This window comes from Trichococcus palustris (assembly GCF_900114465.1).
In the GTDB taxonomy this organism is placed as follows: domain Bacteria; phylum Bacillota; class Bacilli; order Lactobacillales; family Aerococcaceae; genus Trichococcus; species Trichococcus palustris.
Window position 1 is genome coordinate 77,031 of record NZ_FOTD01000003.1, and the last position, 19,687, is coordinate 96,717.

A 19,687-nucleotide genomic window follows, 5' to 3' on the forward strand; every position below is an offset into this window, starting at 1 on the left:
AAGGAGTGTGAACGATGTATACGGAAGAAGAAAAAAAAACCGGTAAAATGGAAGAAATAGCATCCGAAATAAAAAAAGTTGTGAAGCATGACACCGGACATCGAAATGAGTTCATCGAAGAGACCGATGAGCAAGTCGGATTTCAAGTGATTGTCAGAGAATTTAAAAAAGAAAGATTCGCTGTGCTGTCTTTTTGGTTGCTGATCATCTTATTGGCCTCCATTTTCGTCGGCGCCGCTTTATTGGATAAAGAACAAGTCATGCGGGTGGACATCCTGAATCGCTATGCAACGCCGGGAAGGGATCATCTGTTAGGGACGGACGAAGGCGGACGCGATGTGTTCGGCCAATTGCTGATCGGAGCACGCAATTCTGCCGTCATCGGGGTAAGTGTGACTGTGCTTACAGGATTTATCGGAATCGGATTGGGCATCATTTCCGGTTATTATGGTGGCGTCGTCGATAGCATCCTGATGCGGACCGTCGACTTTGTGATGGTGCTGCCGGCAAATATACTGATTATTGTTTTTGTTTCGATGCTAGCGACCTACAATATGGCTACGCTCATCCTCATCATGAGCGCCTTCAGTTGGATGGGTAAAGCAAGGATATTCCGCAGCCGTACTTTATCGGAAAAGGGACGTGATTACGTCAATGCCTCCAAAACGATGGGTACCAGTGATTTTAAAATAATGTTCCGTGAAATGCTGCCTAATTTAAGTTCATTGATCATCGTAAATTCCGCCTTGAACATAGCGGGGAACATCGGTATTGAGACAGGCCTGAGCTTTCTGGGATTCGGTTTGCCCTTGGACACCCCCAGTTTAGGGACGTTGATCGGATATGCGACATCCTCAGATGTCATAACAAATAAAGCCTGGGTTTGGTTGCCGGCGGTTTTGCTTGTGCTGGTGTTGATGTTATGCATCAACTATATTGGGCAAGCGCTGCAGCGTGCGGCCGATTCCAAGCAAAGATTGGGATAGATAGCAAGGAGGATCATTTATGCCAAAGAAAAAACGGGGTTTGGTGATTTTTGCAGCGCTGCTTTTCACGCTTGCGGCATGCGGCAACAGCGCCGATGAGCCTGCTGCCGGTTCTGGTGGCTCAGTTGCAGTAGTCCCCAAATTCGATACAGTGATGAAGAACAATGGCGCCGCTATCGAAGGCGGTGTGCTGAAGTACGCGTTGGTGAAGGATTCACCCTTTCAAGGAATCTTCAGCCCTGAGTTCTATGTGGATGCATACGACTCTGAATTGATGGGCTTTTCTCATGAGCCCCTCTTTTCAGAGGCGGGGGACTTTTCACTTTCTCAAGAGGGGATGGCGACATTCGGGTTCGATAAGGAAACCAAAACCATATCCATTATTTTGAAAGATGATTTGAAATGGTCTGACGGGGAGCCGCTGACTACAGATGACATATTATTCGCTTATGAAGTGATCGGCCATCCGGATTACACGGGGAGCCGTTACGGCCAGACCTTTGCAAATGTTGTTGGCATGGCGGAATATCATAATGGATCCGCTGAAACGATTTCCGGCATCCATGTGATTGATGATACGCATATCACGATTGAATTCCTGGAAGCAAATGCTTCCCTTTTGCAATCGGGAGGCGGTGTCTGGGCATACCCGATGCCGAGGCATCAACTGGGTGACGTGGCAATAGCGGATATGGCTTCTTCGCCTGAAATCAGGGAAAATCCAGTCGGCGCCGGACCGTTTCGTGTCAAATCGATCATTCCGGGCCAATCGGTGGTGTTCGAAGCGAATGAATATTACTGGAAAGGCAGACCGAAATTGGATGGCATCATTGTAGATGTTGTCGGTTCTGCGACGATCGTTTCTGAAATGGAGGCAGGCAGTTATGACATTGCTTCCATGCCGACCAGTTCTTATGATTCTTATAAAGAGTTGGAGAATATCACTTTATTGGGACGGGATGCGTTGGCCTATAGCTACATCGGCTTCAAACTCGGTGAGTGGGATGAAGAAAAGGGTGAGAACGTTATGGATCCCGGAGCGAAGATGGCTGATGTGAACCTGCGGAAAGCAATGGCTTATGCCATCGATAACAATGCCATTGCAACTGAATTTTATGATGGCTTGCGCGGGAATGTGAACGGACTGATTCCGCCCGTTTTTGCGGATTATCGCAATCGGGATGCATCAGGCTTCTATTTGGATGTAGCTAAAGCCAACCGGATTTTGGATGATGCCGGATATATCGATACGGATGCGGATGGTTTCCGGGAAACGCCGGAAGGCGAGCCGTTGGCGATCACATTCGCCGCTATGGCTGGGGACGAAACGGCAGAACCGATTGCGCAGTATTACATTCAACAATGGCAAGCGATCGGGTTGAATGTCACCTTGGCTACCGGCCGCATGATTGAATTCCAAACGTTCTACAATATGATCGGATCCGACCATGCTGGCATTGATGTTTATCAAGCCGCATGGGGGACCGGAACTGATCCGAATCCGACTGAATTGTATGGCCGCACAGCCGCATTCAATTACACACGTTGGACCAGCGAGGCCAATGATGCGGCTTTGGCGAAAATCAATTCCAGCAATTCTTTGGATAAGGCATACAGGGTTGAGGCCTACAAGGAATGGCAAAAAGTCATGTTCGAAGAAGTGCCCGTCATTCCTACTTTATGGCGAAAAGAATTATTCGCTGTCAATAACCGTGTCAAAGGCTATGATATTACCTATGGTGCAAAAAATGGATGGGAAGCTGTTGAATTGACCGCAACGGAACCAATTAAATAATCGCGCACTCAGTAGTCCGGAGCGGGGCGGCACAAATCAATTTTCGTGATTTGCGCCGCCCCGTTTTCTGTTATTTGTCGTGCTTATACAGGCTTTTTGTCGTATAATGAGAAAAGATTCTTTTCAAAAAAATCCATTTGGGAAGAGTCCAACAATAGAAGGGAGGAAAAAGAGTGGAAAGAATTGCAGATAATATAGCAAAAGACTTTAATATTTCATTTCACGATGAAAATCTTTTGTATGAAGCATTTACCCATTCATCTTATGTGAATGAGCATCGTCACCTGGCATTGCAGGATAATGAAAGATTGGAATTTCTGGGAGATGCTGTATTGGAAGTGGTCATTTCAGACTACCTATTCCATACCTACAAACACTGGCATGAAGGCAAGATGACACGTTTACGTGCACAGATCGTTTGCGAACCCAGTCTTTCCTCATTTGCAAAAGAATGTCATTTCGATCAGTACATTCGTCTCGGCAAAGGGGAAGAAAATATGGGTGGCAGACAACGCCCTGCCTTGCTGTGTGATGTTTTTGAATCATTCATTGGAGCGGTATACCTTGACCAAGGGATTGATGCTGCAAGAGCGTTTATCAACCAAGTGATGATTACAAAACTGAAAGAGGATGCTTTTTCACATGTGATGGATTATAAAACGAGTCTCCAGGAGGAGCTCCAAAAAAATGGGGATGTAGCTATCCAGTACGTCCTTTTGAGTGAAGAAGGGCCCGCACATGCCCGGAAATTTGATGTTGAGGTGAGAGCTTTCGGCAAGGTGTTGGGCAAAGGGCAAGGACAAAGCAAAAAAGTGGCAGAGCAAAGCGCTGCAAAAAATGCTTTGGAATCACTATTATAAGAAAAGTAAGTTTCGCCAGAAAGGATGTTATCTTTGCATCTTGAAAGAATAGAAATGTCAGGATTTAAGTCATTCGCTGATAAAACAGTGATTGAATTTGATGAAGGGGTAACAGCCGTCGTCGGACCGAACGGCAGCGGAAAAAGCAACCTGTCCGAGGCTGTGCGCTGGGTTTTGGGGGAGCAATCGGCCAAAAACCTGCGCGGCAAAAAGATGGATGACATCGTCTTTGCCGGTTCACAGACACGCAAACCCGTAAACATCGCCGAAGTAACACTCGTATTGAACAATGAAGATGGCTTTCTTCCCTTGGAATTCAGCGAAGTCAGCATCACCAGAAGGTATAATCGGAACGGCGACAGCGATTGTTTCATCAATAAGAAACCTTGCCGGTTAAAAGATATTACCGAATTGTTGATGGACTCCGGCATCGGAAAAGATTCTTTTTCGATGATTTCCCAAGGGAAAGTGGAGCAGATCTTTCAGAATAAACCAGAGGACAGGCGGACCATTTTCGAAGAAGCCGCAGGTGTCGCCAAATATAAAAACCGCAAAAAAAGTGCCGAAAGCAAGCTGTCACAGACGGAAGAGCACTTAAACCGCGTGGAAGACATTTTGCATGAAATCAATGGGCAATTGGTGCCCTTGAAAAAGCAAAGGAATACGGCCCTGGAATACCGCGAAAAGAAACAGACTTTAAGCGCGGTTGAAATAGCTCTGACCGCAGCTGAAATAACCAGCCTGAACGGACAATGGCAACGCAGCAAGCAAAACCTTGGCGAATACAACCGGGAAATCGAAGCTGCGGAAGAACAGTTGGCACTTTCGCAAAAGGAACTGGCGGCACTGAAAGACAGGATGGATCGCTGTGATGAAGAGTTGGAAGTGCTGCAAAATCGTTATGTCACAGTCGTTCAGAAATTGGAGCAGCTGGAAGGGCAGAAGAAAATCTTCGAACAGCGGGCGGAATACTCTTCCAAGAACCACGAAGAGCAGGCGCTGATCATCCAGACAAAAGAAGCGTTGATCAGGGAAGAAACGGCAAAGCTGAAGCAGCTGGAAGCGGAATTGGCGACGAAATTAGCTTTGAAAAAAGAGCTGTCTCAACAAAGAGTGGTCCTTTTCGAGAAGGAAAGCCAATTATCGCAAGATAAAACCCAGCTCGTGCAACACCTGAGAAATAGCTATATCGATAAATTACAAGAACAATCAAGCAACAAGAATACCGTGACGTATCTGGAAAAGGAAACGTTGCTGGCCTCCGAACAAGAGTACCGGTTTCTTTCAAAGAGCGATGAGCTTACGAGAACGGTCCGCGAGTTGAAAGAACGGACGGTGACGGTAACCGCAGAACATGCACAATTCGTCCAAGCAAACGAGCGCTTGACCACGGAGCTGCAGACCCGCAAACAGGAGCAGTTTCAGATTGTTGCGGCTTTGCAGAAGATGAATGCCGAATTGGATACCGTAACGCGCACCCTGCAACAAGCGCAAGCAAGAAGAGAGAGTCAACAAGAATTGGATGATAGCTATGCGAGTTATTACCAAGGGGTAAAAGAAATTTTGCGTCGCCGAACGGCCGTCCCAGGCATACTCGGATCGGTCGCCGAGTTGATCCAAGTGCCGGAACGCTATACCTTGGCGATGGAAATCGCTCTGGGAGCTACCGTGCAACACGTCGTGGTGGCGGACGAAAAGACAGCATCTCAATGCATCGGCATTTTGAAAGCCCAGCATTTGGGAAGAGCGACGTTTTTACCGCTGAACGTCATCCAAGGGAAGTCCCTCCCGCAAAATGTGAGGGAAACGCTGGAAGGCAGCGCCGGTTATCTGGGCGTAGCCAATGAGATGATAAACTATGATGGCGCCTATACGAATATCATCAGCAGTTTGCTCGGAACGACCATCGTAGCGGAAAATCTGCAGACGGGTTTACAACTCTCCAAAAAGTTATATAATCGGTATCGGATCGTCTCGCTTGAAGGGGATGTCATCCATGCCGGCGGTTCCATGACAGGTGGCGCGACAAAGCGCCAACAGGAATCTTCTCTGCTGGCACGCAAGAACAATTTGAAAAAAATGGCGGAATACATCGAGCAACTGTCTTCGCAACACCGACAGCTAAAAAAGGAACAAGAAAAAGCGGTGATGCAACAACAAGCAATCCAAGAAGAGTTGGAGGCCAAGCGCCAAGAGGCTACCATCAAACAATTCGAACTACAGCAAAAAGAGGCTATCCTGAAACAAGTGACGGCCGATATCGGTGCGAAGGAAAAGGAATTAGCCGCACATGATTATGAGAAACGATTGTTTTTCCAGGAAAAAGAAGAAAGACAGGCCCAGCTGAAGGAAGTCACGCAAAAGCTGGCCATCCTGGACGATGAAATAAAGGTTCTTCAAAAAGACATGGAAGAGTCCAATCTGAATGAGGAAGAACGCTTGAAATTATTGCGGGAAGTGCAGCAAAAAAGGCAACAAGCCGACCAGGAATTGGCGGTCCTGCAGGAGCAGGAGAAACAATTGAAGCGTGATGTGAAGATCTCCGCGGAATTGATCCGCTCCGAAAAGACAGCGATTCAGGATTTGAAAGGCAAACAAGATCAGGAAGCAAAACTTGCCGATACACAAAGCATGACCATCCAGGAAATCGTCGCTCAATTGCAAACGACCGAAGAAGCGAAGATGCAAACGGATGGGGCGCTAAAACAATTGCGGGAAAAGAAAAAAGCGATGGAGCACGAACGTGCATCAAAAGAGGAAGGCCTGAACGAAATAAATAAGTCCCTCCAGAATCTGTGGAGCGAACAGGCGAAACTGGAAGCCAATTCCAGCCGGTTCGAAATCGCCATCGATCATCATCTGGAGCATCTAAGCGAAGAATATGGCTTGAGCTACGAAGCGGCTAAGGAACAGTATGCCTTGTCTGTTTCGGTGGAGGAGGCGGCCATACAAGTCAAGACTTTGAAGAAAGCCATCGACGGATTGGGTCCCATCAATTTGGGCGCCATCGATGAGTACGAGCGGATTGCGGAACGGTTTGATTTCCTTACCGCCCAGCAAACCGACCTGCTGACTGCCAGGGGGAACTTGCTGAACACGATGAACGAAATGGACGATGAGGTCCGGGCCCGCTTCCAGGAGATGTTCCAACTCATCAAAAAGCAATTCGAAAAAACATTTCCGAAATTATTCGGCGGCGGAAAGGCCACTCTGGAATTGACCGATCCTACCGACTTGCTGGAGACAGGCATCGAAATCGTGGCGCAACCACCAGGCAAGCGGCTGCAGCAATTGAGTCTGCTTTCGGGTGGGGAAAAGGCGTTCACCGCCATCGCATTGCTGTTTGCCATCATAGAAGTCAAGCCGGTACCGTTCTGCATTCTGGATGAAGTGGAGGCGGCGTTGGATGAGGCGAATGTTTCCCGGTTCGGGAAATATTTGGCGGCTTCGACGGACTTGACGCAATTCATCGTCATTACGCACCGCAAAGGAACAATGGAAGAGGCGGATGTGCTGTATGGCGTCACCATGCAGGATTCCGGGGTTTCCCGTCTGGCATCTGTCAAATTTGAAGACTACGAAGAAGCATAACAAGGAGGATATTGATAATGATTAAATTGATTGCACTCGATTTGGATGGAACATTGTTGAGCCCCGATAAGACGATCAGCGAAGGGAATAAAAAGGCTCTTTTCCGTGCGAAGGAAGCAGGCGTAAAGATCGTTCTCTGCACCGGCCGACCGTTGATGGGCATCAGCCGATATGTGGAGGAATTGGATTTGTTTCAGGAGGGTGATTATTCCATCACGTATAATGGCGGATTGGTCCAAAAAAATGAAAATTCAGAGATCATCTCACAAAAAGTGCTGACGTACCAACAAATCCTGGATTTGTATGAATTGAGCAAGGAACTTGACTTGCCGATGAATATGCTCGATCTGGAATGCGTCTATGAACCGGAATATCCAGCGGGCAGAGCTTCTCTGTACAAGAGCCTGCAGAGCTCCAGCCTGCCTTTCGTCGAACAAGGGATCCATCAATTCGAAGAGGATCATCTCTTCAACAAAGTTGTTTTCTGCATCGAACCGGAAGTGTTGGATGAAGCCATCGGAAAAATACCGGCAAGCTACTACAGCAAGTATTCGATGATGAAATCGCGTCCGCTGCTTTTCGAAGTCATGCATCCTGAGGTGGATAAAGGCAATGGCATTGCGGCTTTGTGTGCCCATCTTGGCATCGAAGCCAGCGAAGTCATGGCTTGCGGGGACGAAGAAAATGATTTGGCGATGCTGGATTATGCCGGAGTCGGAGTGGCGATGGGGAACGCATCGGATAAGATCAAAGAGCGTGCTGATTTTGTCACAAAGACGAACGTTGAAGATGGCATAGCGCATGCAATCGAAAAATTTGTTTTCGCATAAGGAACAGCGATCAGGAAGGAAGTGTTTGGATGGGATTATTCGACCGCATTAAACGAGCCTTTACAGGCGAAGAAGTGACGGAAACACCAATCAGCGAAGAGAGCAAAATTGTCATCGAGAAATATGACAAAGGGATGGAAAAAACGCGTAAAAGCTTTTCCGAAAAGATGAATGAATTGTTTGCGGGATTCAGGGAAGTGGACGAGGACTTCTTTGATGACCTGGAAGAGACGTTGATTTCAGCGGATGTCGGCTTTGACATGACCTTGGCTTTGTCGGATGTATTGCGCGACGAAGTGAAAATGAAAAATGTCCGCACCGGCGAACAAGTGAAGAACGTCATCATCGAAAAGATGGTTGAAATCTATGAAAAAGGCGAATCCGGCTTGTCCACGGCCATCAAAGAAAATCCGGATGGCCCGACGGTCATTCTGTTCGTCGGCGTGAACGGCGTCGGCAAAACGACCACAATCGGGAAATACGCGCATAAATTGAAGAACGAAGGCAAAAAAGTTTTGCTTGCCGCCGGCGATACTTTCCGGGCCGGCGCCATTGAACAGCTGGAAGTTTGGGCAGAACGCGTCGGCGTCGATGTCGTAACCAGCAATTCGGGCGATCCAGCGGCGGTCGTATTCGATGCGCTGAAGAAATCCAAGGAAGAAAACTACGACTATCTGTTGGTGGATACAGCGGGTAGACTGCAGAACAAAGTCAATTTGATGAAAGAGCTGGAGAAAGTCAATCGCATCATTGCGAGGGAAATCCCAGGCGGCGCTACCGAAACCTTATTGGTTCTCGATGCCACCACAGGTCAAAACGCGCTCATCCAAGCGAAACAATTTAAAGAGACGACCAATGTTACAGGCCTTATTTTGACGAAATTGGACGGGACCGCTAAAGGCGGCGTCATCCTGGCTATCCGCCAAGAGATGGATATCCCCGTTAAATTTGTGGGCCTTGGCGAGGGCATGGATGACCTGCAGGTTTTCGATCCGGAACAATACATCTATGGATTGGTCAGAGACCTTATCGAGAAAAAATAAAACGGTTCAACGGAATGGATTGGCTTTTATCGAATGATTGATAGGGCTGATTCATTTTTTTCTTTCCTGATCCAAAAAATAGCGATAAATAGTTGACTAAAGGCTTCAAAATGGGTAATCTATGAGAGTGTAAAGATTTTTTCTTGACAATCTGCACGAGAAAGAAGGTATTCTGATGGAACTTGAAAAAACCAATTATATGAATACACTTTATGAGTTTTATAACGTTTTGTTGACAAAAAAGCAAAAAGGCTATCTTTCGTTGTATTACGGTGATGACTATTCACTGGGGGAAATAGCGGAAGAATTCGGAGTCAGTCGGCAAGCCGTCTACGACAACATAAAACGGACCGAAAAAATATTGATGGACTATGAAGATAAACTGAAACTGGCGAAGAGCTTTTTTGCCCGCAATAAGAAGCTGGATGATCTGGCGGATTATGCCATGGAAAAATATCCGAACGACAAAGAATTACATGCGTTTATCGCAAATATGGAAGAGCTTGATGAAAAAGATGACTAAAGGTTAAGGAAGTGACAAATATGGCATTTGAAGGGTTATCAGAACGTCTGCAAGGGGCGATGACCAAAATCGGCAGAAAAGGCAAAATCACGGAAGCCGATTTAAAAGAAATGATGCGTGAAGTCCGTTTGGCTTTATTGGAAGCCGACGTGAACTTTAAAGTGGTTAAAGAGTTTGTTAAAAAAGTAAACGAAAGAGCTTTGGGCTCTGATGTGCTTGAATCTTTATCGCCCACACAACAAGTTGTAAAAATCGTAAACGAAGAATTGACCGAATTGATGGGCGGGCAACAAGAGCCCTTCCAATTTTCCCCAAAACCGCCGACAGTCGTGATGATGGTCGGTTTGCAAGGGGCAGGTAAAACAACGACTGCCGGTAAACTTGCAAGTTTCATGAAGAAAAAAGAAAACAAGCGCCCATTGTTGGTTGCGGCCGACGTTTATCGTCCTGCTGCCATCAATCAGTTGCAAACGATCGGGAAGCAGCTTGATTTCCCTGTCTATTCACTTGGGACGGAAGCGAACCCTGTCGACATCGCGAAGCAAGCTGTCGAGCAAGCTATCTTGGATGGCAGAGATCTGGTCATCATCGATACGGCAGGTCGTCTGCACGTTGATGAAGTGTTGATGACTGAATTGAAAAACATCAAAGCAGCGGTAAATCCTACCGAAATACTGTTCACGGTGGATGCGATGACGGGGCAAGATGCCGTCAATGTAGCTCAATCCTTCAATGAACAATTGGGGATAACCGGCGTCATCTTGACCAAATTGGACGGCGATACACGTGGTGGGGCTGCCCTTTCCATCCGTTCCGTAATCGGCAAACCGATCAAATTCACCGGTCAAGGCGAGAAACTGGAAGATTTTGAACCGTTCTATCCGGATCGTATGGCATCCCGTATCCTGGGTATGGGGGATATGCTGACGTTGATCGAACGCGCCCAACAAGATTTCGATGAAACAAAAGCAGCCGAGATGGCTGAAAAAATCCGTGAGAACACCTTCAATTTCAATGATTTCATTGAACAGATGGATCAACTGACAAATATGGGTCCGATGGAAGACTTGCTGAAAATGATTCCCGGCATGAGCAATCTGCCCGGAATGGACAAGTTGAAAATCGATCCAAAAGATATCGCGCACATGAAAGCCATCGTCCTGTCGATGACACCGAAGGAACGCGAAAATCCGGATCTCCTGTCGCAAAGCAGACGCAAACGGATTGCGAAGGGCTCTGCCCGTTCCTTGGCGGAAGTGAACCGCATGATCAAACAGTTCAATGAATCCCGCGAGATGATGAATAAAATGTCCAAAGGGAACTTCTCCGGCATGGAAGGACTTTTGGGACAAGGCCCGAAAGGGAAGATGGGCAAGATGGCCATGCAGCAAATGGCCAGACGCATGAACAAGAAAAACAAGAAAAAGAAGAAATAATTTCAAGTGTAAAGAGAAAACACTTTACAAGCAAATGGAAAACTGGTAATATATAAAAATGTGAGATATAGATATATGGAGGTGTTATATAAATGGCAGTTAAAATTCGTTTAAAACGTATGGGTTCTAAAAGAAATCCATTTTACCGTGTTGTCGTAGCTGATTCACGTGCTCCACGTGATGGCCGTTTCATCGAGAAAGTTGGTACATACAACCCAGTTGTTGAACCAGCAGAAGTGAAATTTGACGAAGAATTAGTTTTGAAATGGTTAGCTGAGGGTGCACAACCTTCTGATACAGTTCGTAACTTACTTTCTCAACAAGGTATCATGCAAAAATTCCACGAATCTAAGTTAGCAAAATAAAAAGGGTGGTTTAAATGCCTGAGATTTCAGATTTAATCCTGACAATTGTCAAGCCTTTAATCGTTCATGAAGACAAACTTTCTATCGAAATCAAAGAGACGAGTGAATTCATGGAATATCATTTGCATGTTGATGCCGAAGATGTGGGTCGTGTGATCGGTAAACAAGGGCGTGTCGCCAGAGCGATCCGCACAATTGTATATAGTGTCAGAACCAAAGACACAAAACGTGTTCGTCTTGTTATTGAAGGGGCAGAATAATTCACTCCGGTGAAGGATTCAAACCTTTTTCGGGACGACGCCTAACTTAATAGTGAACAGATAGAAGCGGATAATGATACAATTTGTAGAAATTATCCCTTCTATTTTATTACGCACAGAAAAAAAGGGAACCCCCACAGCGGGTGACGGTGTGCGGATGATTTTGATAAAAAAGAGGGTGAAAGAATGGAAAAATTTTTTGATGTTGGAAAAGTCGTCAATACGCAAGGGTTAAAAGGCGAAGTACGTGTCATTTCAAATACCGATTTTCCTGAAGAGCGTTTCAAAAAAGGGGCAGTTCTTTATTTGTTCCGCGAAAAAAGCGAGCCGATCACGTTGACGGTTGCAAGCCGTCGCGTACACAAGAACTTTAACATATTGACTTTCAAAGGCTACAACCGGATTGAAGACGTAGAACCGCTTAAAGGCGGCGTATTGAAGATTCCGGAATCGCAACAGCATGATCTGGATGCGTATGAATTTTACTACCATGAAATCATCGGCCTGACGATAATCAGCGATGAGGGAGAAATGCTCGGAACAGTCAAAGAGATTCTGCCTCTTGGTGCAAACGATGTCTGGGTTGTGGAGAGACCAGGCAAAAAAGATTTATTGATCCCCTATATTGCAGACGTCGTCGAAAAAGTTTCACTGGAGGATAAAACGGCAACTGTCCATATTTTAGAGGGAATGCTGGACGAATGAGAATAGATATTTTAACGTTGTTTCCAACCATGTTTGAGGGGCCGATGTCGGAATCCATCATCGGAAAAGCTGTCGAGAGTGGACGCGTTTCCATCACTTGCACCAATTTCCGTGATTTTTCGGACAGCAAACATCGGACGGTCGATGACTATCCTTTTGGCGGCGGGGCAGGCATGCTCCTAAAAGCGCAGCCGATTGTGGATGCGCTCGCTGCCATCCAAGAACAAGCACCAGAGACGAAAAAGCGCGTGGTGCTCTTGGATCCTGCCGGGAAAACCTTTAACCAAGCGATGGCCGAGGAATTTTCAGATGAAGAGCATCTGGTTTTCGTTTGCGGACATTATGAAGGCTTTGATGAGCGAATCAAGAAACATGTGACCGATGAAGTATCCATCGGCGATTTCGTGCTTACAGGCGGCGAATTGGGGGCTATGGTCATGGTCGATGCCATCGTGCGCCTTTTGCCGGCTGTACTGGGCAATGAGCAGTCCAATAAGACCGACTCCTTTTCGACCGGTTTATTAGAACATCCGCAATACACCCGACCGCGCGATTTTCGCGGAGATATGGTTCCCGAAGTTCTGTTCAGCGGCAACCACAAACTCATCGCTGAATGGCAAGAGAAAGAATCGCTCAGGAAAACCTTGCTCAGAAGACCCGAGTTGCTTGAACACATGGAACTGACACCGCAACAGCTGAAGTGGCTGAATGAAATAAAACAAGAGCAACAGGCGTTGTAGTTTTTCGTTCAAACGGGAACCGTCGGAAGAAGCACCTATTTTTTCACTGTAAACGAAAAATACTTTACAGGAATATTGGATTATGGTAGAATTCTACAGGTGAGCAGAAAACTGCTCGATAATACAATATTCCGCTGTGTAAAATTATGCATGAATATTGGTTGGAAGGGGAAAAAAACATGAGTCAATTACCATTGATCGAAGAAATCACAAAAGGACAATTACGTAGTGATATTCCTGCATTCCGTCCAGGAGATACTGTCCGCGTTCACGCTCGCGTAGTCGAAGGAACAAGAGAACGTATCCAATTATTCGAAGGCGTTGTTATCAAACGTCGCGGATTCGGAATCAGCGAAACTTATACAGTACGTAAAATTTCTAACGGTGTTGGTGTGGAACGTACATTCCCATTACACACTCCTCGTGTAGCTCAAATCGAAGTTGTTCGTTTCGGTAAAGTGCGTCGTGCAAAACTTTACTACTTACGCGCATTACACGGAAAAGCTGCTCGTATCACAGAAAGACGTCGTTAATATTTCATATTACAAAAAAAGGATCCCGGGCGAAAGTCCGCGGTCCTTTTTTTGCGCAGTCATCAAGAAACGGCGGCGCTCTCCAGGTTGCTGCTGTGCTATACTATATATAAAAAAGGAAAGAGTGATCTGCTTGACGATACTGGAAGTGCTTGATAAAGTTTTTCAAGAAAAAGGCATGCCTTTGAAAAGTCATCCTATTCAAAATAATCAATTTCTATACCAAGGGAATTATACGATCGGTCCTGAGCGGACGCTGCCGTTCGGAATCGTCATCGCCAAGGATGCGGAAGAAAGTGACTTTCAGATCAGCTTCAGGAAACTGGCTTATTTAAATGATTACAACGACAAAGCGAAAGCCTTGGAGCTGATTAATGAACTGAATCAGACGAAGACATTCTATTATACCCTCTGCTTAGCCGGAGACGGCGAATTTTTCATTCAAATGCTGGGCAGAACGACGCTCGACGTCAAACCGTTATACGAAATGCTGGTCATCGGATCCAATATAGCAAAAGTTGTAATCGCTGAACTTGAGAAACAAATCCCTTCCATTGCTAAAAAATAATTATTTCAGCGAAAAACCTGAGAGTGAGACAAAAAGCGTTTAAACAGAGTGCGATGAATCCCGTTTAGAAATCGAGCACTAAGAGGACTAACACAAAGCGGACGCTTTCTGTCCGCGTGTGATAGTCAACTTAGGCACTCAAACGTCACAGTGCGACGTTTGAGGTCTTTCGCAATTTTTATACCAAGACAAATGATGCAAATGTTACTTGGGATTCAAAACACATTTAGACCCGAATCATTGGAGCGAATAAGCGGAGGATGGTCACGGACCATCTGAGCATTACTCGCGAAGTGACGTCGGGTCTGCTTTTTGGAACACGTTTACGATTAATTGTCAGGAAATAAGAAACCACTATGTTTATTTGAATATATACTTGACTAAACATAGGAAAGAGGCTAGGACTTTTGTCCCAACCTCCATTTCTTTTATAGGCTAAAATAGTTTTCAAGGTATTCGGCCAATCCATCTTCATGGTTGGATTTCTTGGTCACATCATTCGCGATTTTTTTCAAGGGCTCGATGCCATTTTGCATGACGACGCCGTGACCGGCAAACTGGATCATTTCCATATCGTTGTCTTCATCGCCGAAAGCAAGGATGTCTTCCTGCTTCACGCCGTAGTAATCGGCAACCACTTCGACGCCTAAAGCCTTTTGCACACCGGCGGAGACAATCTCCAGGCAGGGCATCAGGCCGCCCCATGTCCGAATCTCGATGATATTGCCATAGCGATCCAAAATTTTATTGCGGATTGTTTTCAGATTCATTTCATCAGAAAATACGGTGAGTGCCGTCGGATTTTCTGATAAAGACTTTTTGGAAATGATTTCGGTGGAAAGTGTATTTTTCGGAAAGAATTCATTGGTCGGTAAGTTTGCCGTTGAAGCAAAAAGTTTTTCTTTCCCTTCTACGCAAATGAAATCAATGCCAAAATCTTCACGTTGTTCAATCAAATCCATCGCCAAGTCTTTTCCGACTGTCTTATGATAATATTTGCTCCAGTTGCTGTCGGTGGGCTTGTGACAGAGCGCGCCGTTAAAGTTTACGATTGGGGTGGTCATGCCAAGTGAAAAGTAAAATTCCTTGCTGTTTCTATAGGGACGTCCGGTAGCAATCATGACGAGATGATTCTCCTTTTGTAGTTTCGTCAAAACGTTTTTGGTGCGGTTAGTCAACAGAGAGTGGTTGTTTAATGTCGTGCCATCTAAATCTAAAGCGATTAATTTTTGTTTCATAGGTGCCTCCGTTATTGTGTAAATTGCTAGTGTATCCATTTTTTAAATGGTACACTATTTTCATGTGCAATGCTAGTCTATCACATTTTTTTGATTTTCAGAAAAAAGAGGGTGTAGAATGATCATCATTGAGAAGAAAGTAATCCAGCATATTCCGGTTCTGGAAATTGTCGAGGAAAAATATAAAAATGAAAAGTTGCCGTTAGCTTTCTTTTTCCACGGGTTGACCAATCAAAAAGAGAAGGGGCTTGAGCCCGGCTATGCATTGGCGACAAACGGAATGAGAGCTGTCATTCCGGATGCCTACCGTCATGGGGAACGCAGAAATGAACCCTATGCAGGAGAACCGGCTGCGGAGTTCTGGTCGGTCGTCATGCATAACATCAAAGAGTTCCCGCTGATTGTAGAGGACTACATCAAAAAAGGGCTGGCGGACCAAAATGAAATATCCGTCACCGGACTTTCTTTGGGTGGCATCACGACCTGTATCGCCTTGACGCAATTCCCTTGGATCCATTCGGCGGCTTGTCTGATGGGCAGTCCCGATCCAATCGGCTTATCTTATTGGGCCCTGCAATCGCACTGGGTTGAAGGATTGCCGCCGATAGACAAAGGGAAGGTGGATGCTTTGATGGCTCCGTTCGAACCTTTGAGTCTGAAAAAACATCCTGAAGCGATTGCGCACAAGCCGTTTTATATTTGGCATGGTACAGCCGATGAAAGTGTTCCCTTTCAGCAAATGGAACAGTTTGTCCGTTCCGTTGAGGAAGAGGCATTTGCCGCAAACATTCATTTTGAAATCTCAGAGGGAGCGGGGCATAAAGTCCCTTATGCCATCTTTGAAAGCATGGCTAAATTCCTGGGAGAAGAATATAAACATTGAATTTTCGCGGACAGACTGTTATCATCTAGTTAATCCATAAATGTTAGAGGTGTTAAAATGACTGAAGAAAACAACCAACAATTTTCACAAGAAGATTTGGAAAATATAAAAGAACGCGTTTTGGCAGCACTTGAACAAGTGATCGACCCCGAGCTCGGAGTGGATATTGTAAATCTGGGTTTGGTCTATGAAGTTACCTTGGAGCCGGACGGGTTTTGTTTGATCCAAATGACGTTGACGACAATGGGTTGCCCATTGGCCGATGTCATCACCGATGAAATTCATCGCGCGTTGAAAGCCGTGCCGGAAGTTACCGAAACCCAGGTGAAACTGGTTTGGTATCCGGCTTGGACGACCGACAGGATGTCCCGCTACGCACGCATTGCGTTAGGCATCAGGTAGTACGAATAAGGGCGACAAAAGGCGTCTTGACCCGAATCACGGGGGTATAGAGGGAGTGGTATAAATCATGAAAATGATCTATGCCGCCCCTCTATTTTTTTGCCTAGGTTTTTATTTGACCAGTACTGACCAAAGGCGTATACTTAGCATAATGAATCGTAGCTATTATAGTTGGATAATGGGAGGTTTTAATATGGAAATAGAAAAGATGACCACTGCCATGCAGGAGGCGATTGCGGAAGCGCAGCGGATTGCGGTTGTGCGCAAACACCAATCGATCGATATCCCGCACCTATGGAAAATATTTTTGCAACCGGAAGCTTTTGCGCGCAATTTTTACGTGGAAGCAGGCGTCCCCGTCGACGCCTTCGAAGCTGCGGTGGATGCAGAATTGGACAGGCTGTCCGTTGTGGAGGGGTCTTCCGTTCAATATGGCCAAACCTTCAGCCAGAACTTGTTTCGTCTGTTCGAAGAAGCGGATCGCAAGCGGGAACAATTGCAGGATGATTTTCTGTCGACAGAAACCGTTCTGTTGAGTCTGATGACCTTGAAGAACCACCCTTTGACCAAATTTTTGGAAAAGCAAGGATTATCCGAAAAAGCGCTGATGGAAAGGGTGAAGGAAATGAGAGGAGGAGATCGCGTGACATCACAAAATCAAGAAGACCAATATAAGGCTTTGGAGAAGTACGGTACTGATTTGGTTCAGGCGGTGAGAAGCGGCAAACAAGACCCTGTCATCGGCCGTGATGAAGAAATCCGCGATGTCATCCGTATTTTGTCCCGCAAAACGAAGAATAATCCTGTGCTTATCGGGGAACCGGGCGTAGGGAAAACGGCGATCGTCGAAGGGCTTGCGCAAAGAATCGTGAAAAAAGATGTACCGGATAATTTGAAGGACAAGACCATTTTTTCATTGGATATGGGTGCGTTGATTGCCGGGGCAAAATACCGCGGCGAATTTGAGGAACGCCTGAAATCCGTTCTGAAAGAAGTGAAGAAAAGTGAAGGCCGCATCATCCTGTTCATCGATGAAATCCATACAATCGTCGGCGCCGGCAAGGCTGAAGGCAGCATGGATGCCGGGAACCTATTGAAACCGATGCTGGCTAGAGGTGAATTGCATTGCATAGGGGCAACGACGCTGGATGAATATCGTCAAAATTTCGAAAAAGACAAGGCTTTGGAACGGCGTTTTCAAAAGGTGTTGGTCAATGAACCTTCTGTAGCGGACACGATCAGTATTCTGAGGGGGTTGAAGGAGCGCTACGAAATTCACCACAGCGTGAATATCCACGACAACGCCTTGGTGGCTGCGGCGACGCTATCCGACCGGTATATAACGGATCGTTTTTTGCCGGATAAAGCCATCGATTTGGTGGATGAGGCCTGTGCCACCATCAAAGTGGAAATGAACTCTTTGCCCACCGAATTGGACCAAGTGACCCGGAAACTGATGCAGCTGGAAATCGAAGAGGCTGCATTGAAAAAGGAATCGGATGAGGTCAGCAAAAAACGGTTGGCGACCCTGCAAGCCGAATTGGCCGATATGAGGGAAGAAACAAACGTATTGAGAATGAAGTGGGGCGTCGAGAAGGACGAAGCGGAACGGCTGCGCTCGAAAAGGGAAGAATTGGATGATGCCAGAAGACAACTGGAGGACGCCGAATCCAACTATGATCTGGAACGCGCGGCCGTTCTGCGCCACGGCAGCATCCCGCAAATGGAAAAAGAGTTAGCTGCATTAGAAAAAGAAAATGCGGAACGAAGAGAAAGGGAAGGCCATCTGGTCCAAGAATCCGTAACGGAAAATGAAATCGCAGTCGTTGTCGGCCGAATGACCGGCATCCCAGTGACCAGGCTTGTGGAAGGTGAACGGGATAAACTGCTGAAACTGGATGAAACGTTGCATAAACGCGTCATCGGCCAAGATGAAGCGGTGGAAAGTGTGACGAATGCCGTATTGCGCTCCCGTGCCGGATTGCAATCGCAAAGCAGACCGATTGGCTCGTTCCTTTTCTTGGGGCCTACCGGTGTCGGGAAAACGGAGCTGGCCAAAGCATTGGCGGAAAACCTTTTCGACTCCGAAGATCATATGGTCCGCATCGATATGAGCGAGTACATGGAAAAATTCTCGGTTTCCCGATTGATCGGAGCACCCCCGGGATACGTCGGCTACGAAGAAGGCGGACAGTTGACCGAAGCGGTCAGAAGAAGTCCATACACAATCATCTTGTTGGACGAAATCGAGAAAGCTCATCCGGATGTGTTCAATATTTTGCTGCAGGTGCTGGATGATGGCAGGCTGACCGATTCCAAGGGGAGGGTCGTGGACTTCAAAAATACTGTCCTCATCATGACGAGCAATATCGGCTCGCAGCTGTTGCTGGAAGGGGTAAGGCCGGATGGCACAATCCCTGAAGAAGCGAAGGACAGCGTCATGAAGCTGTTGAAGGCGACCTTTAAACCGGAGTTTCTGAATCGCATCGACGACACTATTTTGTTCAGTCCTTTGACAAAAGAGAATGTGAAGCAGATTATCGTCAAAATGGTCAAAGAGCTTTCGAATCGCTTGGAAGACAAACAGATCCGATTCAATATATCGGATGAAGTCGCCGAATGGATCGCCGACAATGCCTATGATCCGATCTATGGGGCACGCCCTTTGAGGAGGTTCATTTCCAAAGAAATCGAGAATCCTTTGGCTAGAGCCATCATCAAGGGCGACATACACGAAAATCAGGCGGTTACAGCTGGGTTGAAGGACGGTCAACTCGCATTCGTCACCATAGATTTGAACGAAATCCAAGAATAAGCTGAAGAGAGGGAATTCCGAAGGGGATTTCCTTTTTTTATTTCAGCATGTGGAGTAAAATAGATAATATAAACTATATTTTTATTGTTATAAGCATGCCGTTATAGTTGCTTT

Annotated in this window: 18 protein-coding genes; 17 read left to right on the plus strand and 1 reads right to left on the minus strand. The window is 46.2% G+C overall.

Annotated elements, in window-relative coordinates:
- The first annotated feature begins 47 nt into the window (after positions 1-47).
- The 14 genes from BM101_RS02910 to BM101_RS02975 all read left to right on the plus strand — a co-directional run bounded on the left by BM101_RS02910 (position 48) and on the right by BM101_RS02975 (position 14,235).
- Positions 48-986: an ABC transporter permease gene (locus tag BM101_RS02910; protein ID WP_087030950.1), complete on the plus strand. Its 939-nt coding sequence runs from the start codon at positions 48-50 to the stop codon at positions 984-986.
- Between the two features lie 19 nt (positions 987-1,005).
- A complete protein-coding gene (locus BM101_RS02915; RefSeq protein WP_087030524.1) occupies positions 1,006-2,781 on the plus strand; it encodes an oligopeptide ABC transporter substrate-binding protein in 1,776 nt (591 codons plus the stop codon).
- A gap of 173 nt (positions 2,782-2,954) precedes the next feature.
- A complete protein-coding gene (gene rnc, locus BM101_RS02920; protein ID WP_087030527.1) occupies positions 2,955-3,641 on the plus strand; it encodes a ribonuclease III in 687 nt (228 codons plus the stop codon).
- Between the two features lie 33 nt (positions 3,642-3,674).
- A complete protein-coding gene (gene smc, locus BM101_RS02925) occupies positions 3,675-7,232 on the plus strand; it encodes a chromosome segregation protein SMC (protein ID WP_409373490.1) in 3,558 nt (1,185 codons plus the stop codon).
- Positions 7,233-7,249: 17 nt separating this feature from the next.
- The gene (gene yidA / locus BM101_RS02930; RefSeq protein ID WP_087030533.1) at positions 7,250-8,062 is read left to right on the plus strand and encodes a sugar-phosphatase; all 813 of its coding nucleotides are present in this window, start codon (positions 7,250-7,252) and stop codon (positions 8,060-8,062) included.
- Positions 8,063-8,091: 29 nt separating this feature from the next.
- Positions 8,092-9,105 (plus strand): signal recognition particle-docking protein FtsY, encoded by a 1,014-nt coding sequence (gene ftsY, locus BM101_RS02935; protein WP_087030536.1) that lies wholly within the window; start codon positions 8,092-8,094, stop codon positions 9,103-9,105.
- Positions 9,106-9,280: 175 nt separating this feature from the next.
- Entirely contained in the window at positions 9,281-9,628 is a 348-nt protein-coding gene (locus BM101_RS02940) for a putative DNA-binding protein (RefSeq protein ID WP_087030539.1), read from the plus strand.
- 20 nt (positions 9,629-9,648) lie between these two features.
- Positions 9,649-11,064, plus strand: a complete 1,416-nt coding sequence (gene ffh, locus BM101_RS02945; RefSeq protein ID WP_087030542.1) for a signal recognition particle protein — start codon at positions 9,649-9,651, stop codon at positions 11,062-11,064.
- 92 nt (positions 11,065-11,156) lie between these two features.
- Entirely contained in the window at positions 11,157-11,429 is a 273-nt protein-coding gene (gene rpsP / locus BM101_RS02950; RefSeq protein ID WP_087030545.1) for a 30S ribosomal protein S16, read from the plus strand.
- A 14-nt stretch (positions 11,430-11,443) separates the two neighbouring features.
- Positions 11,444-11,689 (plus strand): KH domain-containing protein, encoded by a 246-nt coding sequence (locus BM101_RS02955; protein ID WP_087030549.1) that lies wholly within the window; start codon positions 11,444-11,446, stop codon positions 11,687-11,689.
- 186 nt (positions 11,690-11,875) lie between these two features.
- The gene (gene rimM / locus BM101_RS02960; protein ID WP_087030552.1) at positions 11,876-12,394 is read left to right on the plus strand and encodes a ribosome maturation factor RimM; all 519 of its coding nucleotides are present in this window, start codon (positions 11,876-11,878) and stop codon (positions 12,392-12,394) included.
- Complete coding sequence (trmD, locus tag BM101_RS02965) at positions 12,391-13,134, plus strand: tRNA (guanosine(37)-N1)-methyltransferase TrmD (protein WP_087030555.1); 744 nt, start codon at positions 12,391-12,393, stop codon at positions 13,132-13,134. Before rimM ends, trmD begins: the two co-directional genes overlap by 4 nt.
- A gap of 179 nt (positions 13,135-13,313) precedes the next feature.
- Positions 13,314-13,667 carry a 50S ribosomal protein L19 gene (gene rplS / locus BM101_RS02970; RefSeq protein ID WP_087030558.1) on the plus strand — a complete coding sequence of 118 codons (354 nt, stop codon included), beginning with the start codon at positions 13,314-13,316 and terminating at the stop codon, positions 13,665-13,667.
- Between the two features lie 133 nt (positions 13,668-13,800).
- A complete protein-coding gene (locus BM101_RS02975) occupies positions 13,801-14,235 on the plus strand; it encodes a hypothetical protein (protein WP_087030561.1) in 435 nt (144 codons plus the stop codon).
- Positions 14,236-14,663: 428 nt separating this feature from the next.
- On the opposite strand, the gene BM101_RS02980 is transcribed toward BM101_RS02975, so the two are convergent.
- Positions 14,664-15,473: a Cof-type HAD-IIB family hydrolase gene (locus BM101_RS02980; protein WP_087030564.1), complete on the minus strand. Its 810-nt coding sequence runs from the start codon at positions 15,471-15,473 to the stop codon at positions 14,664-14,666.
- 118 nt (positions 15,474-15,591) lie between these two features.
- On the opposite strand from BM101_RS02980, the gene BM101_RS02985 reads away from it, so the two are divergent.
- The 3 genes from BM101_RS02985 (at position 15,592) to clpB (ending at position 19,573) form a co-directional block, all read left to right on the plus strand.
- Entirely contained in the window at positions 15,592-16,356 is a 765-nt protein-coding gene (locus BM101_RS02985) for a prolyl oligopeptidase family serine peptidase (RefSeq protein WP_087030567.1), read from the plus strand.
- 57 nt (positions 16,357-16,413) lie between these two features.
- Entirely contained in the window at positions 16,414-16,758 is a 345-nt protein-coding gene (locus BM101_RS02990; RefSeq protein WP_087030570.1) for a metal-sulfur cluster assembly factor, read from the plus strand.
- A gap of 193 nt (positions 16,759-16,951) precedes the next feature.
- Complete coding sequence (gene clpB, locus BM101_RS02995; protein WP_087030573.1) at positions 16,952-19,573, plus strand: ATP-dependent chaperone ClpB; 2,622 nt, start codon at positions 16,952-16,954, stop codon at positions 19,571-19,573.
- Positions 19,574-19,687: the final 114 nt, after the last annotated feature.